Consider the following 17,698-nt stretch of genomic DNA (forward strand, 5'->3'; position numbering starts at 1 on the left):
TTCTCTAATCAATTGTAATCGATTCCCGCAAACTGTCAAAGGTTTTTTCACCGATTCCTTTCACTTTTTTCAAATCTTCCAAACTTTTAAACGAGCCCTGTTCTTCCCGATACTGAATGATGGCTTCTGCTTTTTTCTCTCCGATACCATTTAACGTCTGCAACTCAAGGGCATCGGAAGAGTTTATATTCACTTTGTCCTTCTTATCTGGATCTGCCGCTGTGATTACCGGCTGAGAGGCATCTGGCGCTTGTTTCTCCCCTTTCTCAGGAACATACACAACCATCTGATCTGTCAGCAGCTGTGCCAAGTTCACCTGATTTTGATCGGCAGTTTCAGTAAAACCGCCTGCCAATAAAATCCCATCTTGTACCCTCATATTAGAAGAAAATTCATACATCCCAGGTTGATGCACAGCCCCTTTGACATCAATGTAGCCAACTTCCTTCGACTGAGTAGTTTCAGTTTCTTCAAAAGGAGCAGGTCCTGTTGAAAAAAGTGTCTGATTCTCAAGTTCTATTTCCTTTTTATTGAAATTTAAACTTCTAAACAGAATGATTAACAGAAAAACACTTAAAAAAATCAACATAACGACTTTAAAGTTAAGATAATCCAGCCATCTTTTTCTTTTTTTCAACAAATCACCCCTCTTCATCTCTAAAATTCGCAAAAAAGAAAAAACTATTTTATTTTTCCCAGTTGGGGTATGATTGAGTCGAAAGAAAATTTTTATATTAGAGGTGATAGCTATGCGTGATTATCCAATTGAAATCCCAGAAATAATGACAGCTTTAAGACTTGACCTGATTAAAGTGCCCCCCGTTATCAGATATTGCAGTGGTATACGTATTTTTGGCAGACGAATTAAATCTATCGTTTATACGACAGATATTGCCATCATTCGTAATATTGATGCTGATGCAGCCATCGCTGTATATCCTTTCAGTCCCCACCCCACCATTACTAAAAGTATTACGGAAGCAGCAGATATTCCTGTGTTTTGCGGTGTGGGAGGCGGTACGACTCAAGGCAAGCGTTCCGTCCAGATGAGCATTTTTGCTGAAGCTCAGGGAGCAATCGGAGTAGTTGTCAATTCCCCGACACCTAAAGAAACTATCAATGACATTTATAAAACAGTGGATATCCCTATTGTGGCGACCGTCACTTCGGTCTATTCAAATGTGGCAGAAAAAATTGAAGCAGGTGCTAAAATTTTAAACGTCAGTGGCGGAAGAGATACAGTGGAAGTCGTTAGGAGTATCAGAAAAGAATTTCCAAAGTTTCCTATCATCGCCACCGGAGGTCCTACAGACGAATCAATCATAGAAACCATCCAAGCAGGTGCTAATGCTATCACTTATACTCCTCCAAGTAATGGCGAATTATTCAGCCGTAAAATGGATGTTTATCGAGAAAAAGAACGACAGCAGTCTTTAGAAAACGAATAAAAACCCACCCGTTTTTGTGCGTCCCCCAAAGTCAGACCAACAATCTAACATTGGGGAAACAGTACAATTTCCACGGGTGGATTTTTATTTTGAAATCATCTGAAAACATTTCCGCTGATTTTTCTTCGGCTGATGATCATCTCTCATCTCGGGTTTAAAGTTATTCATTCTTACATAGAAATATTCATTGAAATCTGCTCACGTATACTACAGCTGACAGCTTTCTAAGTCAACGATTACATTCTCACTTCTCTGCATTTTTTCTTCTGACGATATAAATCAACAAGCTTAAAGCGATGATTATGACCCCAGCCAATATTGCAAATCGTGCTTTTTCTTCTCCGGTTTTTGGCAATATCCAGTCTTTCTTGATCAATGGTTTGTCAACCTTGTAGGTGTTTGTCACTATGATATTTCCTGTGCCATCGTCCGTTATACTTTCTTTATACCCTTCTGGGACATCAACTTCAGCGATTGTGTATTTAATTTTCTCGCCTTTTTTATTTTTTGCCTCTAACTCTTGCCAAGTGTATTTCCAATCATTAGCTTCATTAAGGATGATTTCCTCACCGTATTTTTCCCCATCAGCCAATAGTTGGACCTTAACGCTCTTCGGGCGAAGACCAGCACTATTGTTTTGATCATCCCAGTATTTAGTTACCCGAACATTGGTTTTGTCTAGAATATAGCTGTTGATGATGGTGTTCCCTTCAATGTTTGTCGTATACTCTGGCACAACATCCTCTGTAATCCTGTATGCCACTTCAGCTCCCTGAATATACTTCGGCAAGTTAACAAATTGATACGCCCAACCAGTTTTCGCAGTAACTTCTTGACTAATAATTACTTTGTTATTCGCTAACAGATTAACAGTAATGCTTTCAGGCCGCTTCTTGGCTTGGTCATCATTATCTTCCCAAACTTTTTCTCCACGGATAGTTACCATTTCTGGCGTATAATGATTAGTTATAACCATACGCCCATCAATCATTTCACTGGTACTCTTGTAACCTTTCGGAATGCCCGTTTCTTTTACTTCATAGTTGATTGTTTTTCCTTTGGCTTTCTCCGGTAAATCTTTCCACGTGTAGTTCCAATTATTGGCGGTATTGAGAATAACTTCATCCCCCACCGCTTCACCGTCACCGTACAATTGAACGCGAATATTCTCTGGACGCAGGCCGTCCTGATTCTCTCCGTCCTCCCAAACTTTTTCTGTACGAATGGTTGTCACTGCCGGAGTATGACGGTTGGTCAACACGATGCGACCGTCGATCACTTCACTGGTGCTCTCGTAACCTTTCGGTACGCCAGTTTCTTTCACCGTATACTTGATCGTGTTTCCTTTGGCTTTTTCCGGTAAATCTTTCCACGTGTAGCTCCAATTGTTGCCGGCATTCAGCTCTATCTCGGTGCCGACGGCTTTATCATCGCCATACAATTGAACGCCAATCTTGGCTGGACGCAAGCCATCTTGGTCCTCACCGTCTTCCCAAACTTTTTCTGTACGAATGGTTGTCACTGCCGGAGTATGACGGTTGGTCAACACGATGCGACCGTCGATCACTTCACTGGTGCTCTCGTAACCTTTCGGTACGCCAGTTTCTTTCACCGTATACTTGATCGTGTGTCCTTTGGCTTTTTCCGGTAAATCTTTCCACGTGTAGCACCAGTTATTGGCAACATTGAGAATGACTTCATCCCCCACTGCTTCTCCGTCGCCATACAATTGAACACGGATATTCCCTGGACGCAGGCCATCTTGGTCCTCACCGTCTTCCCAAACTTTTTCTGTACGAATAGTTGTCACTGCCGGAGTATGACGGTTGGTCAACACAATGCGACCGTCGATCACTTCACTGGTACTCTTGTAACCTTTCGGTACACCGGTTTCTTTCACCGTATACTTGATCGTTTTTCCGTTGGCTTTTTCCGGTAAATCTTTCCACGTGTAGCTCCAATTGTTGCCGGCATTCAGCTCTATCTCGGTGCCGACGGCTTTATCATCACCATACAATTGAACGCCAATCTTCGCTGGACGCAGGCCGTCCTGATTTTCTCCGTCCTCCCAAACTTTTTCTGTACGAATGGTTGTCACTGCCGGAGTATGACGGTTGGTCAACACAATGCGACCGTCGATCACTTCACTGGTGCTCTCGTAACCTTTCGGTACACCGGTTTCTTTCACCGTATACTTGATCGTTTTTCCGTTGGCTTTTTCCGGTAAATCTTTCCACGTGTAGCTCCAATTGTTGTCGGCATTCAGCTCTATCTCGGTGCCGACGGCTTTATCATCGCCATACAATTGAACGCCAACCTTGGCTGGACGCAGGCCGTCCTGATTCTCTCCGTCCTCCCACACTTTCTGAGTGCTGATCTTGGTCACTCCTGGGGTATGACGGTTGGTCAACACAATGCGACCATCAATCACTTCACTCGTGCTCTCGTAACCTTTCGGTACGCCAGTTTCTTTCACCGTATACTTGATCGTGTTTCCGTTGGCTTTTTCCGGTAATTCTTTCCACGTGTAGCTCCAATTGTTGTCGGCATTCAGCTCTATCTCGGTGCCGACGGCTTTATCATCGCCATACAATTGAACGCCAATCTTGGCTGGACGCAGGCCGTCCTGATTCTCTCCGTCCTCCCAAACTTTTTCTGTACGAATGGTTGTCACTGCCGGAGTATGACGGTTGGTCAACACGATGCGACCGTCGATTACTTCACTGGTGCTCTCGTAACCTTTCCGTACGCCAGTTTCTTTCACCGTATACTTAATCGTTTTTCCGCTGGCTTTTTCCGGTAAATCTTTCCACGTGTAACTCCAATTGTTGCCGGCATTCAGCTCTATCTCAGCACCGACGGCTTTATCGTCGCCATACAATTGGACGCCGATCTTGGCTGGACGCAGGCCATCTTGATTTTCTCCGTCCTCCCACACTTTCTGAGTGCTAATCTTCGTCACTCCTGGGGTGTAACGGTTGGTCAACACAATGCGACCATCAATCACTTCACTGGTACTCTCGTAGCCTTTCGGAATGCCCGTTTCTTTCACCGTATACTTGATCGTGTTTCCGTTGGCTTTTTCCGGTAAATCTTTCCACGTGTAGCGCCAGTTATTGGCAACATTGAGAATGACTTCATCCCCCACTGCTTCTCCGTCGCCATACAATTGAACACGGATATTCCCTGGACGCAGGCCGTCTTGGTCCTCACCGTCCTCCCACACTTTCTGAGTGCTAATCTTAGTCACTCCTGGGGTATGACGGTTGGTCAACACGATGCGACCGTCAATCACTTCACTGGTGCTCTCGTAACCTTTCGGTACACCTATTTCTTTCACCGTATACTTGATCGTTTTTCCGTTGGCTTTTTCCGGTAAATCTTTCCACGTGTAGCTCCAATTGTTGCCGGCATTCAGCTCTATCTCGGCACCAACGGCTTTATCATCGCCATACAATTGAACGCCAATCTTGGCCGGACGCAGGCCGTCCTGATTCTCTCCGTCCTCCCAAACTTTCTGAGTGCTAATCTTGGTCACTCCTGGGGTGTGACGGTTGGTCAACACGATGCGACCATCGATCACTTCACTGGTGCTCTCGTAACCTTTCGGTACGCCCGTTTCTTTCACCGTATATTTGATCGTTTTTCCGTTGGCTTTTTCCGGTAAATCTTTCCACGTGTAGCTCCAATTGTTGCCGGCATTCAGCTCTATCGCGGTGCCGACGGCTTTATCGTCGCCATACAATTGGACGCTAATCTTGGCCGGACGCAGGCCGTCCTGATTCTCTCCGTCCTCCCAAACTTTCTGAGTGCTAATCCTGGTCACTCCTGGGGTGTGGCGGTTGGTCAACACGATGCGACCATCGATCACTTCACTGGTGCTCTCGTAACCTTTCGGTACGCCAGTTTCTTTCACAGTATATTTGATCGTTTTTCCGTTGGTTTTTTCCGGTAAATCTTTCCACGTGTAGCGCCAGTTATTGGCAACATTGAGAATGACTTCATCCCCCACTGCTTCTCCGTTGCCATACAATTGAACACGGATATTCCCTGGACGCAGGCCGTCTTGGTCCTCACCGTCCTCCCAAACTTTCTGAGTGCTAATCTTGGTCACTCCTGGGGTATGACGGTTGGTCAACACGATGCGACCGTCGATTACTTTACTGGTACTCTCGTAGCCTTTCGGTACGCCCGTTTCTTTCACCGTATACTTAATCGTTTTTCCGCTGGCTTTTTCCGGTAAATCTTTCCACGTGTAGCGCCAGTTATTGGCAACATTGAGAATGACTTCATCCCCCACTGCTTCTCCGTCGCCATACAATTGAACACGGATATTCCCTGGACGCAGGCCGTCTTGGTCCTCACCGTCCTCCCACACTTTCTGAGTGCTAATCTTAGTCACTCCTGGGGTATGACGGTTGGTCAACACGATGCGACCGTCAATCACTTCACTGGTGCTCTCGTAACCTTTCGGTACACCTATTTCTTTCACCGTATACTTGATCGTTTTTCCGTTGGCTTTTTCCGGTAAATCTTTCCACGTGTAGCTCCAATTGTTGCCGGCATTCAGCTCTATCTCGGCACCAACGGCTTTATCATCGCCATACAATTGAACGCCGATCTTCGCTGGACGCAGGCCGTCTTGATTTTCTCCGTCCTCCCAAACTTTTTCTGTACGAATAGTTGTCACTGCCGGAGTGTGACGGTTGGTCAACACGATGCGACCGTCGATTACTTCACTGGCGCTCTCGTAGCCTTTCGGTACGCCCGTTTCTTTCACCGTATACTTAATCGTTTTTCCGCTGGCTTTTTCCGGTAAATCTTTCCACGTGTAACTCCAATTGTTGCCGGCATTCAGCTCTATCTCAGCACCGACGGCTTTATCGTCGCCATACAATTGGACGCCGATCTTGGCTGGACGCAGGCCATCTTGATTTTCTCCGTCCTCCCACACTTTCTGAGTGCTAATCTTCGTCACTCCTGGGGTGTAACGGTTGGTCAACACAATGCGACCATCAATCACTTCACTGCTACTCTCGTAGCCTTTCGGAATGCCCGTTTCTTTCACCGTATACTTAATCGTGTGTCCGTTGGCTTTTTCCGGTAAATCTTTCCACGTGTAGCTCCAATTGTTGCCGGCATTCAGCTCTATCTCGGCACCAACGGCTTTATCATCGCCATACAATTGAACGCCGATCTTCGCTGGACGCAGGCCGTCTTGATTTTCTCCGTCCTCCCACACTTTCTGAGTGCTAATCTTGGTTACTCCTGGGGTGTAACGGTTGGTCAACACGATGCGACCGTCGATTACTTCACTGGCGCTCTCGTAGCCTTTCGGTACACCCGTTTCTTTCACCGTATACTTAATCGTTTTTCCGTTGGCTTTTTCCGGTAAATCTTTCCACGTGTAACTCCAATTGTTGCCGGCATTCAGCTCTATCTCAGCACCGACGGCTTTATCATCGCCATACAATTGGACGCCGATCTTGGCTGGACGCAGGCCGTCTTGGTTTTCTCCGTCCTCCCAAACTTTTTTCACCATTTTTTCTACCAAAGCCGGTTTGGCAAAATTTTCAACTTTAAATGTAAATCCTCTTTCATCTGATGAACTAATTTTGAATTCCCCGTTATCAGGAGTTATGACCACTTCATCTAAATACCCTTCAACCCCTTCAACCTCTTCAATTTTATAGCTTCCATCCTCTAACTTGGCGAAAGTTACTTTTCCATCCCCATCGGTCTTTCTCTGAACCTCTCCGCCATCCCTAGGAGTATATTGTTCATATTTCCCCTCAGAATCGTTCCATTTTAATAGTTGAAACACTACTCCAGGAATTCTGGCTCCTGTTTCTCCATCCACTTTATTTATCAAAACCGATCCAGCTTTAACAACATCTAAACCGCCTGTCACACGGGTAAACTTAACCTCAATTTCATCGGTTTCATCTCCATCTTCCATCCATTTCAGTGTTGCCTGATTTTTATAATCCCCTGTTTCACCTTCTACTACCACATCAAAACAAATACCAAAACCTACAATACTTCCTTGTGTGGGGCCCTCACTTCCGTAAATCATTTTCATTCTGTCAGCTTGTTCTTGGAGAATTTTATCTTTATGTACTAATTTGTCAATTTCTGATTCAAAAGATTCTTTCCCGCCAAATACATCATAGTAAGTAATTCCATTTCCAGGAACATCTCCTAAACTGACAAATAAAGTATTATCGTAAACCCCGTAAACCACAGCTCCGCTCTCTTGCATACGGTTAGAAAACTCTTCCTTGGTCTCCCCAATTTTCGGAATCATTTCTTCAGCCAATCCACTCTTAACCAGATCAACTACCGCCATCGTATTGTCTCCCAGCTTTCCCTCTTTGGTCGGGAAGTAAATAGGGACATTGATAGAAGGTTGATTTAACAAAAATGTTTGAGGTGCCAATTCATCAATAAACATCATTTTTCTCTTTTGAACAACATGGACGCCATTGAACATATTTCTAAGCTGGTCCAAATTGAATGATGTATTCCAGTGAATGATATTTTCCCCCGACCATTGATTCCCTTCCTTATAGAAATCATCAAATCTTTCCGGCAATTCTGGAATATCTTTATGGTCTCCTGGTTCTCCCGGCTCTTCTCCTGGATCAGGTTCTATATCAATGGTAATAGTCAAGTCCCCTTCTTGTTGAATTTCTATATTTTTTCCTTCTCTAATCAGTTTGCCTTCCACTTCAAAAAAACCATTTTCCGCCCAATCACTAGATGCGACCAAATCATTGACTGTTGCTAGAATTTGACCATCCTGAATTTTCCATACACCTAATGGCTCTCCGGTGCCGCTTTCAAGAGGTAAATCACTCAGAGAATCTGGGATATGGATATATTGTTGATCAGGTAAATCAATTTTGAAAGAATCACCCGCCTCCACATCTATCAAATTATCTATCCTGAAACGGTAAATAAATCTCACTCTATCTCCAACATTAAAAATCGGTACCGGATCCTGAACTACTCCGTCCTTTATGACCGGGATTTCCTGCCCTCCTCTAATGACGTGAAAATCATGCTTTTCTTTAACAATCAGATGGGATATATCCTTAGCAGCAATCACTGTCGACTCAGGAACCAGCACATTACTCAACACACTACCTACCAAGACAATACAAGCAATAACCTCAAATAATACCTTGAACGCTTTTCTCCCTTTCATTTTAATCTCTCCTTTGTTTCCCTTAGACATGAATGTCAATCTAAACCAACAACTTTTTCAGAACCATCTCTGTTAAAAATAGCATCTAAACATCAAATAATCTTAATTTTACAACAAATTACGTAAGCGCTCTCATTGCGGAGGTCAGTTGAACTAATAGTCTAGTAGGAAAAACACAGAATTTATGCAATTAGTTATAATTACAAGTGGCGGAGGGGAAAATTGGAAGAATGTATAGGTAATGAAGAATCTTTAAACTGAAAAGTTTTAATGTAAGGCCAACTCTTCTTTGGACTTTTGATAAATATAGTCTCACAAGTAACAAAATCAACCTTTTGTTTAACTTTATTATAGCACGATACGAAATTAAGTGTTATAGAAGTCATAAAATCGAGATATAATAAGCATTTTTAGTTTGCTTTTTTTAAAAAATCAATGTATTTCTTGTTCCAAGTCATCTTAAGCTTCCCAACATTAGTTGGCAGATATCCATTTAGCCAAACAAACTAAAAACCTTCCAGCCTCATTAAAAGAGACTGAAAAGTTTTTAGAATATTTTTTAAAAGAATATTATGATAGGAAATAAAACTATTATATATAAAACAAATTTTTCGAAGAAAATATCGGATCACACGTAAATTCAATGCCTAAGTTTCTCAACACTTGTTGATCATCCTTATTTAACATTACCGTTGAGTGCGCCTGAGTCCCTTTCAGATTTTTTAGCTTATCATAAGCAAGTTGTGCTGTTGGGTTCGTGACCGCACTGATCGACAGAGCAATCAAAATTTCCGCCGTATTCAAAGAAGTGATTCGTCCTGACAACTCATTAGCCTTCAGCTTTTGAATCGGCTCCAATATATTCGGTGACAACAGCAAAATTTCATCCCCGATGTTCGCCAAGACTTTAATAGCATTTAAAATAGCTGAAGCACTGGCATCCATCAATTCTGATCCTCTGCCTGAGACGATTTTTCCATCCATTAGCTCAATCGACATCACTGCAGGTGTAAACTCCTGATCCCAGTCATCCCGATGCTTTAAACGTTCTGAATACTCCCTTGCCGGAGAAACGCAAGGACGATTTTCTGGACGTAATTCCAATTCTTCCATCAAAATTTGAATTCGATTCAGTGTTTCCAAATCAAGCAATCCTTTTTTATAATCGCACTCTGTGGCAAAATAACGGCGGATAATTTCCTGTTTAGAGGCCTCCTGCACCACTTCATCATCGATGATACCAAATCCCACCCGGTTCACTCCCATATCCGTAGGAGAGTGAAACTCAGATTCCCGACCGGTAATCCTTTCAATGATTCTCTTGATAATCGGAAAAGTTTCAATGTCGCGATTGTAGTTCACTGCGATCTCACCGTAATAGTCAAAATGAAAAGAATCGATCATGTTCACATCTTTCAAATCTACGGTTGCCGCCTCGTAAGCAATATTGAGCGGATGTCTCAAAGGCACATTCCAAACTGGAAAAGTTTCAAATTTAGAGTAGCCCCCGGCATTTCCATGACGGCTTTCATGATACAGCTGATTCAAACATGTAGCCAATTTTCCGCTGCCGGCACCGGGCCCTGTCACCACCACAATCGGTTTTGTCGTCGGAATATAAGGATTTTTTCCAAATCCTTCTTCACTGACGATTTTATCCACATTCACTGGATAGCCATCAATTTCCTCGTGAGTATAAACTTTTATCCCCCGTTGTTTCAGCTTGTTAATGAAAATTTTAGTGGTAGGCTGTCCGCTGTATCGAGTAATGACTACACTATTGACTTCCAGTTCATAATCACTTAATTCGTCAATCAGACGCATGATATCCATATCATAGGTGATACCATAGTCCCCTCGGATTTTGTTGCGTTCAATGTCCCCGGCAAAAACACAAATAATAATTTCAATTTTTTCCTTCAGCTTATGCAAAAGCTTGATTTTAGCATCTTGATCAAAGCCCGGCAGTACCCGTTTGGCATGCATGTCCCCGATTAGCTTTCCGCCAAATTCAAGGTACAGCTTATCATAATGGTTCACACGTTCTAAAATATACTTTGATTGTTCCTCAATATACGTTTGCGGATCAAAACCGATTTTTTTCACAAGAAATTACCCCTTATTCATAAATTTGACTCTCAAACCATCTCTTCAATCATATATAAAAAAAAGCCCATAGACAAGAAAAACTTCTATCTCTTACCAAAAAGCTTAACATGTTTTGATATTCAGAACATTTATATGTATTATGTCTTTTATTTTCCGCCTCGCAAAAAAGCAACCCATGCTTTTAAACATACACAGGCTGCCTTTTCCTTTTATTCTACTTGCTGTCATACCCCTTTGGATGGGTGCTGTGCCATTTCCAAGCGGTCTCCATGATTGTCTTAACATTGGTATGTTGCGGCTGCCATCCCAGAACTTTTTGTGCTTTTTCTGAAGATGCGACCAGAACAGCTGGGTCACCGGCACGACGTTCCCCAATTTTTTCAGGGATTTCTTTTTCTGTGACTTGTCGGGCAACATCAATCATTTCTTTTACTGAAAAGCCTTCACTGCTGCCCAAATTGAAGACGTTGCTTTGGTTATGTGCTTTCAAATATTCCAAAGCAAGAATATGAGCATCACACAAATCTACAACGTGGACGTAATCGCGAATACAAGTCCCGTCAGGAGTGTCATAGTCATCACCAAAGACAGTGATTTCTTTTCTTTGTCCTAACGCTGTTTGTAAAATAATCGGCACTAAATGACTTTCAGGCGTATGATCTTCACCGATTTTTGCTTCCAGTTGTGCCCCTGCCACATTGAAATATCTCAAAGCAACAGACTTGATGCCATAAGCCACATCACACCAGTAAAGCATTTTCTCCATCATCAGTTTGCTTTCGCCATAAGGACTTTTAGGAAGTGTCTTAGCAGTTTCTAAAATCGGAATATCTTCCGGCTCCCCGTAAGTTGCCGCTGTTGATGAAAAGACAATATATTTCACATCAAATTCTTTCATCACTTCTAATGTGATCTGGGTCCCGTAAACATTGTTATTGAAATATTTTAGTGGCTGCTCCACTGATTCGCCCACTAAAGAACTTGCCGAAAAATGTACGACGCCTTCAATTTTTTCTTTTGAAAAAACCGACTGCATGAACACTTTGTCCCGGATATCCCCCTCATAAAAACGCGCCTTCTCATGAACAGCTTCTTTGTGTCCGGTCAATAAATTATCGATGACGACAACCTCATAGCCTTTTTTAATTAACTGATCCACCGCGTGGGAACCAATATAACCTGCACCGCCAAGTACTGCAATTATCATAGATAAACCTCCTACTATATTCTAAAGGATCATTTCTTCCTTTATCATAAAACACTTTTAAGCAGATAACAAGAGATTTAATAAAAATTTACTTTTAATTTAGTAAATGTATTACTAAAAACTTTAAATGTTTTATTTATTGCATGATAAACGGTCTGCTAGCCATCTGAATTCCGTTTAAATTCATCAAAAATTTTCTGATTCAGCGTGCGGACTGTTCCCTCAATTACTTTGACTACGTGGCGATCATAAGTCACTAAGCCGTTGATTTCTTCTTCCACATCGCTAAGTTGTGTGTACACAGTGCCAGCCAATCCCTTAGAAATCGCTGGGAAAATTTCTTCCTCAAATAACTTCACATAAGCAGTCGTCAATTTTTCTTTCGTTTCATACATCTTATAGCCAAACAAGCGCTCTGAACCCATATGCCCCTCTGTCGGACAACTGTATCCCCCGAATTCGCTTAAAATCTGGATTCGATCACGAGAATCAGCTTTCAGGCGATACTTTTTATAGTAAATGTGGGGACTTTTAAAATCTCCCCCTCCTTGATCATGATAACCACTGACATAATCCACTAGACGTGTTTTATCTAATTCACGCACCTTATCTCCGATTCGTGTGCTGTCAAATTGTCCCCAGCCTTCATTAAAAGGCACCCAAGCAGCTAGAGAAACTATATTTTTTAACAAATCGATTGTGTCTGTCATTTCTATTTCAAACTGGTTGCGGCTCGTTTCTGACTCACGCCCAAACCATTGGTAATGGTGATCCTTCACATGAATATTGACAAAGGGCAGATACTTGACGAGAAAGTTGCTGTATTCCGGTCCGCCGCCGCTGACAAAATCCTGCCATACTAACATTCCCAACTTATCACAATGATAATACCAGCGCAGAGGCTCGATTTTAATATGCTTGCGCAACATATTAAAGCCCAAATCTTTCATTTTTTGAATGTCCCAAATCATCGCCTCGTCGCTAGGTGGCGTGTATAAGCCGTCACTCCAGTATCCTTGATCCAATAATCCGTTGAAAAAAATCGGCTCGTCATTCAACATAGGAACGGTTTGCCCTTTTTTATTTTTCCCCACAGAAAACTTGCGCATGCCAAAATAACTTTTGACTGCATCTTCATCAACTGTTATTTCTAACTCATACAAATGAGGCATATCTGGTGTCCAGGGAATAAAATCCGGCAAATAAATCCAGTTTTCCTCTTTTGAAATAGTTCCCTCATAGACTATTTCTGAATCTGATTTGATGATTAAGTGACCTGTCTGAAAGGGTTGACTGGTGTTGATTGTTATGCCAACTTGTGACCCATCAAAATTAGGTGTCAACACTAAATCTTTTATGTAAGTTTCTGGCACTACTTCCAGCCAAACTGTTTGCCAAATACCACTTTGAGGTGTATACCATATTTCACCATGTTCTTGTTTCTGTTTCCCAAAAGCATAAATCGGGTTGTCGCTCAAATCAACCACTTTTACGAGCAGCTCATTTTCTTCTTCAAGCGCCTCCGTAATATCATATGAGAACGGCCAGTACCCTCCTTCATGTCGTCCCACTAGCTGATGATTAACAAATACTTCACACAGCTGGTCTACCGCACCAAAATGCAGTATAACTTTTTCATTTGAATTTTTCTCAACTGTAAACGTGCGGCGGTACCAGAGGATATCTTCTGGTGTTACCGACCGCTGCACTCCTGATAACAAGGATTCTGGAGAAAAAGGAACTAAAATATCCCCGTCAAATGTATCGGGTTGCCCTTCTGATTGCGTGAGGCTGTATTCCCAAGTACCATTCAAATTTTGCCAATGCTCCCTGACGAGTTGAGGCCGGGGATATTCATTCAGTGGCAGCTCTTCATTTTTTGTTTTCTTCCCCCATGGGGTATACAAGTCTATTAATTCTGTCATCTAATTTTCTCTTCCTTCCATAAACTATTCATCAGCCAGCGAGCAGCAAAAAGAAAAATCAGAACGATAGCTGACGCAAAAAAGATTGACGGTGCAGGCACTTCTTTGATTTCCCCCAGCTCTTGATAAGTTTCACCGCTGCCTTTAATAACAAATGAACCGATATAAGGTCCAAAAGCCATGGGAATCAGTACGTTAAAAAACATCCGTACCCCTTGAAAATGTCCTGAACGATCCTTCGGTGTGAAATCACGGACGATGCCGTTGATACAAGCTGTGGCAATCATATTGCCCCCGACTGTCAACACACCCACAAAAATAATCGGGAAAACATTGCGGGAAATATATAATCCCAACAAACCGATAATCTCGATCAACAAAGCAAAAGATAAAAATTTCAACTTGCCAATACGATCAAGCCATTTCCCACTCAAAACACTCACGATACTGCTCAAAATTAAAATCACACCTAGAGGCAAAGCATAATTATCCCAGCCTAAATATTTTTGCATATAAATAATCAAAAAGGGCATAAAAATCTGGGTGCTGATGCCTAAAATAGCTAACATGCTTAGGGCTGCATACAAAATACGATTCTCTTTTACCACTTGCCACTTGAAGCCATAGATGATATTGCCTAGATAAGTCGTGTCTGAGCTGACTTTGGGCGGACGTTCGTCTATGACAAACATGCCGACGACACCTCCAACGATAATCATCAGTCCGAAAATCAAGAAAAATAATTGCCACTCCCCTGCCTGCGTCAGCCAGTCAAAACCACCGAAGATGATTAACATGGCTACTAAAGGCATCACTGCCAACACAGTTTCCACCCGTCCTCTTTGTTTGGCAGGTGTAATATCATTAATCCAAGCATTAAATGCGGCATCATTAGCTGTACTTCCAAAAAAAGTCATGACACAATCCATCACAATCACTAAAACTGCTGCCAGTGTGACTGCGTTAACGGTCGGAAAAAAAGCCGCTACATTGTCTACTGAAATAAAAGCAAATGAGAGGGTGGAAAGTCCCCATAATATGTATCCTAAGACAATAAACCCTTTCCGGCGGCCCAGCTTATCTGTTAAAACTCCCATTAACAACGTGGTGACAGTCGCTACCACTGCACTGGCAAAAATCATGTTTGCCAACATTTGACTGTCAGTTGTGATGGTATTATACATAAATACATTGAAATACATATTCTCAATCGTCCAAGCAAATTGACCAAATAGACCAAATATCAAAATAGCCAGCCAATGACGCTTGGTTAATAATCTTTCTGTCATTCAACAACCTCTTTCTCAAAATTCTTATTCTTCAATAGATGAACAGCTTCATTTCCACTGTCAGTTCCTTATATTTTATCATACTCAACGAAAGGAACTGAAAATTTTTGAATAAATCAATAAGTCATATGGTTTACTCCTAAACAAGTTTTTCTCAATAATCCACTTTGAAGATTAATTCCGTCAAAACAACTTTACTTGCCAAAAAATTAACACAAAAATTAGCGGTGTAATGATATATGCTATTTCTATTTTGACAATATCAAATTAAAAAGGTACACTCCTAGTCACTTTAAAAGTATTAATAATTTCACCTAATAAGTTTGGCTTTAAAATTTTTTATTACTACTCGTCTCAGAAATAAAATCACAATTTAAGTTCTGTGACTCCTACCTGAAAACGACTGAGAGTACAATTAAACAGAAAGCGTTTCCTGTTTTTTGGATTCTATTATGATTGAATTAAAACCAGTTACTTATTATGCTGGATATAGGAGGTTGAAAGAAGTGTTAGATAAGGAATTTATTAACCTGTTCACCGAGAAGACAGTAACACATTTATTAAACGAAAAAGATTTAAACTTATTAACAGGTTTAGGGAAAAAAAGACTTTCTAATAATATCAAACTGTTAAATTCAAGCTATCTATTAAATCAAGATAAACCACTGTCAACTGAAAAGTTTGATCTGAGCAACATCAATACCGAGCAAGTCCTAATAGACTATTGTCAAAGCTTCGTTTTGCCTGATGATTTCAGAAAAATGTTGTTATACCTGATCATCTTCATTCAAGCTAACTCATACTCAATTTTGGAGCTACAAGAACACTTGGATGTAAGTCGCAATACTATTATTGCTGATTTAAAAAAACTTAATGATGATTTGTTTAATGTTCGAGTCATTTATGATAGAAAAGAAGGCTATACCATAAAAGGGGAAGAGTTAGACATCCGTAAATATGCTCTTTATTACATTTTTATTCTATATAAAGAGTTAGAGGTAAAAGAAATTTTAATCAGAAGCTGTGGTATCCCTGAGAAAGAATTTAATTATTGGTTGAATAAAACTTATGAAAACATTAAAGAAGAAGAATTGAATATAATAACAGGACAGATTTCTGAAATCGTTATTTTCATTTTAAGTATCGCCAAAAGAACAAAAAACACTCAAGTCCCTTCGCCTGTAATTGAATTTCGCTACTTTCCAAATTCAAAATATTTAAATTTTGCCAAACAAAGTTTCGAAAAACTATTTATAGAGAAATTAGAATTAAATTACCTATCATTAATTTTTTCAGCGGTTTCTCAAGAAAAAATTGTAAGTAGTGAAAATGTTTTTTCAAAACTACTGATTGAGTTTTTAACAATGTTTAATGTTATTTCAGGAATTGATGTATTAAATGATCAAGAATTAGTAGAAAAATTAAAACAACATTCTATTCCTATGATGTATCGACAAAAATTTTTTTATTTTCTTGAAAATAATCTGATTGAAGATATTGCGGATTCTAATGCCTCCTTATGTAGTGTTCTAAAGGAAGCGCTAGTTCCAATTGAACTGGAAATAGGAAAACCAATCAATAAAACTGAAGTCGGGTACCTTGTAGCAATCATAGAGTCTCACTTACAAAGCAAAAGCGAGGAGTTCACTCCTTTACATGGCATTATTTTGTGTCCTAATGGTACTACATCCTCAGTATTACTCAAAAATGAATTAGAAAAACTTTTTCCGGCAATTCAGTTTACCAAAGCTAGTTCACTTAGTAACTTTAAAAAAATCAATCCAAACGAATACGATATTATATTTTCTACGATAGAGTTGAAAACTCAAAAACCAGTGTATATTATTTCCAACTTTTTATCTAACTTCGAAAAACAAAAATTAAAAAAAGAAATTAATGGAAAATTTAATTTACCAAGTCTAAAAATTCCATCATATGAAGAATTCGAAAAATTAGTCAGCCAATATAATTCCAAAAAACAAACCAAAAAAAAATTTTATAATGAATTAGTAAAAATCATTACCAGAGATACTAAAAGCCAAAAGGAGTGGAATCCAGTGTTAAAAGAACTGTTGACCGAAGAGACAATCAAATTAAATGTAAATGCGGTGGATTGGGAGGATGCTGTTAGAAAAGGAGGCCAGATTTTAGTTGAGTCAGGAGCCATCCAAAAAAGTTACATTGAAGCTATGGTTACTTCACTTAAAACATATGGATCCTATATTGTCATTACTCCTCACGTTGCATTAGCACACGCGAGTTCGAATGATGGTGTTAAAAAAATTGGCTTTAGTTTGCTTACACTAAAAAATGAAATAGAATTTTATCACGAAGAAAATGACCCCGTGAAAGTGGTGATGACTATAGCTGCAACAGATCAATCAACACATTTAAAAGCTTTATCGGAATTGATGGCATTATTAGGCAATCAAGATTTCCTAAAGCTTGCATATGATTCGAATACTAAAAAACAGGATATTTTAGATTTAATACAAACTATATAGGAGGAC

8 protein-coding genes are annotated in these 17,698 nt (G+C 40.6%); 2 read left to right on the plus strand and 6 right to left on the minus strand.

All coding sequences use genetic code 11. The annotated features are described in order from the left end of the window. Positions 1-4: 4 nt before the first annotated feature. On the minus strand, positions 5-637 hold the full coding sequence (locus CBF29_RS03695; RefSeq protein WP_245987253.1) for a helix-hairpin-helix domain-containing protein: 633 nt from the start codon (positions 635-637) through the stop codon (positions 5-7). Between the two features lie 112 nt (positions 638-749). Between CBF29_RS03695 and CBF29_RS03700 the strand changes: the two genes are divergently transcribed. After that, positions 750-1,448: a beta/alpha barrel domain-containing protein gene (locus CBF29_RS03700; RefSeq protein WP_126807475.1), complete on the plus strand. Its 699-nt coding sequence runs from the start codon at positions 750-752 to the stop codon at positions 1,446-1,448. A 244-nt stretch (positions 1,449-1,692) separates the two neighbouring features. On the opposite strand, the gene CBF29_RS03705 is transcribed toward CBF29_RS03700, so the two are convergent. The 5 genes from CBF29_RS03705 to CBF29_RS03725 form a co-directional block, all read right to left on the minus strand. Continuing rightward, positions 1,693-8,658, minus strand: coding sequence for a Cna B-type domain-containing protein (locus tag CBF29_RS03705; protein WP_170169986.1), 6,966 nt, complete (start codon positions 8,656-8,658; stop codon positions 1,693-1,695). A 591-nt stretch (positions 8,659-9,249) separates the two neighbouring features. Next, on the minus strand, positions 9,250-10,764 hold the full coding sequence (locus CBF29_RS03710; protein WP_126807480.1) for a DUF1846 domain-containing protein: 1,515 nt from the start codon (positions 10,762-10,764) through the stop codon (positions 9,250-9,252). A gap of 217 nt (positions 10,765-10,981) precedes the next feature. Further along, positions 10,982-11,974 (minus strand): UDP-glucose 4-epimerase GalE, encoded by a 993-nt coding sequence (gene galE, locus CBF29_RS03715; protein WP_126807482.1) that lies wholly within the window; start codon positions 11,972-11,974, stop codon positions 10,982-10,984. Between the two features lie 158 nt (positions 11,975-12,132). Continuing rightward, on the minus strand, positions 12,133-13,899 hold the full coding sequence (locus tag CBF29_RS03720; RefSeq protein WP_211334246.1) for a glycoside hydrolase family 2 protein: 1,767 nt from the start codon (positions 13,897-13,899) through the stop codon (positions 12,133-12,135). Then, positions 13,896-15,188: an MFS transporter gene (locus tag CBF29_RS03725; protein WP_126807484.1), complete on the minus strand. Its 1,293-nt coding sequence runs from the start codon at positions 15,186-15,188 to the stop codon at positions 13,896-13,898. The genes CBF29_RS03720 and CBF29_RS03725 overlap by 4 nt, the downstream gene beginning before the upstream one ends. 506 nt (positions 15,189-15,694) lie before the next feature. Between CBF29_RS03725 and CBF29_RS03730 the strand changes: the two genes are divergently transcribed. Next, the gene (locus CBF29_RS03730) at positions 15,695-17,692 is read left to right on the plus strand and encodes a BglG family transcription antiterminator (RefSeq protein ID WP_170169987.1); all 1,998 of its coding nucleotides are present in this window, start codon (positions 15,695-15,697) and stop codon (positions 17,690-17,692) included. Positions 17,693-17,698: the final 6 nt, after the last annotated feature.

The organism is Vagococcus elongatus (genome assembly GCF_003987645.1).
Classification (GTDB): domain Bacteria; phylum Bacillota; class Bacilli; order Lactobacillales; family Vagococcaceae; genus Vagococcus_A; species Vagococcus_A elongatus.

Coding starts and splice junctions, on each gene's coding strand:
- CBF29_RS03700 (WP_126807475.1), top strand. CDS start 750: ATGCGTGATTATCCAATTGAAATCCCAGAAATAATGACAGCTTTAAGA.
- CBF29_RS03705 (WP_170169986.1), bottom strand. CDS start 8,658: ATGAAAGGGAGAAAAGCGTTCAAGGTATTATTTGAGGTTATTGCTTGT.
- galE (WP_126807482.1), bottom strand. CDS start 11,974: ATGATAATTGCAGTACTTGGCGGTGCAGGTTATATTGGTTCCCACGCG.
- CBF29_RS03720 (WP_211334246.1), bottom strand. CDS start 13,899: ATGACAGAATTAATAGACTTGTATACCCCATGGGGGAAGAAAACAAAA.
- CBF29_RS03725 (WP_126807484.1), bottom strand. CDS start 15,188: ATGACAGAAAGATTATTAACCAAGCGTCATTGGCTGGCTATTTTGATA.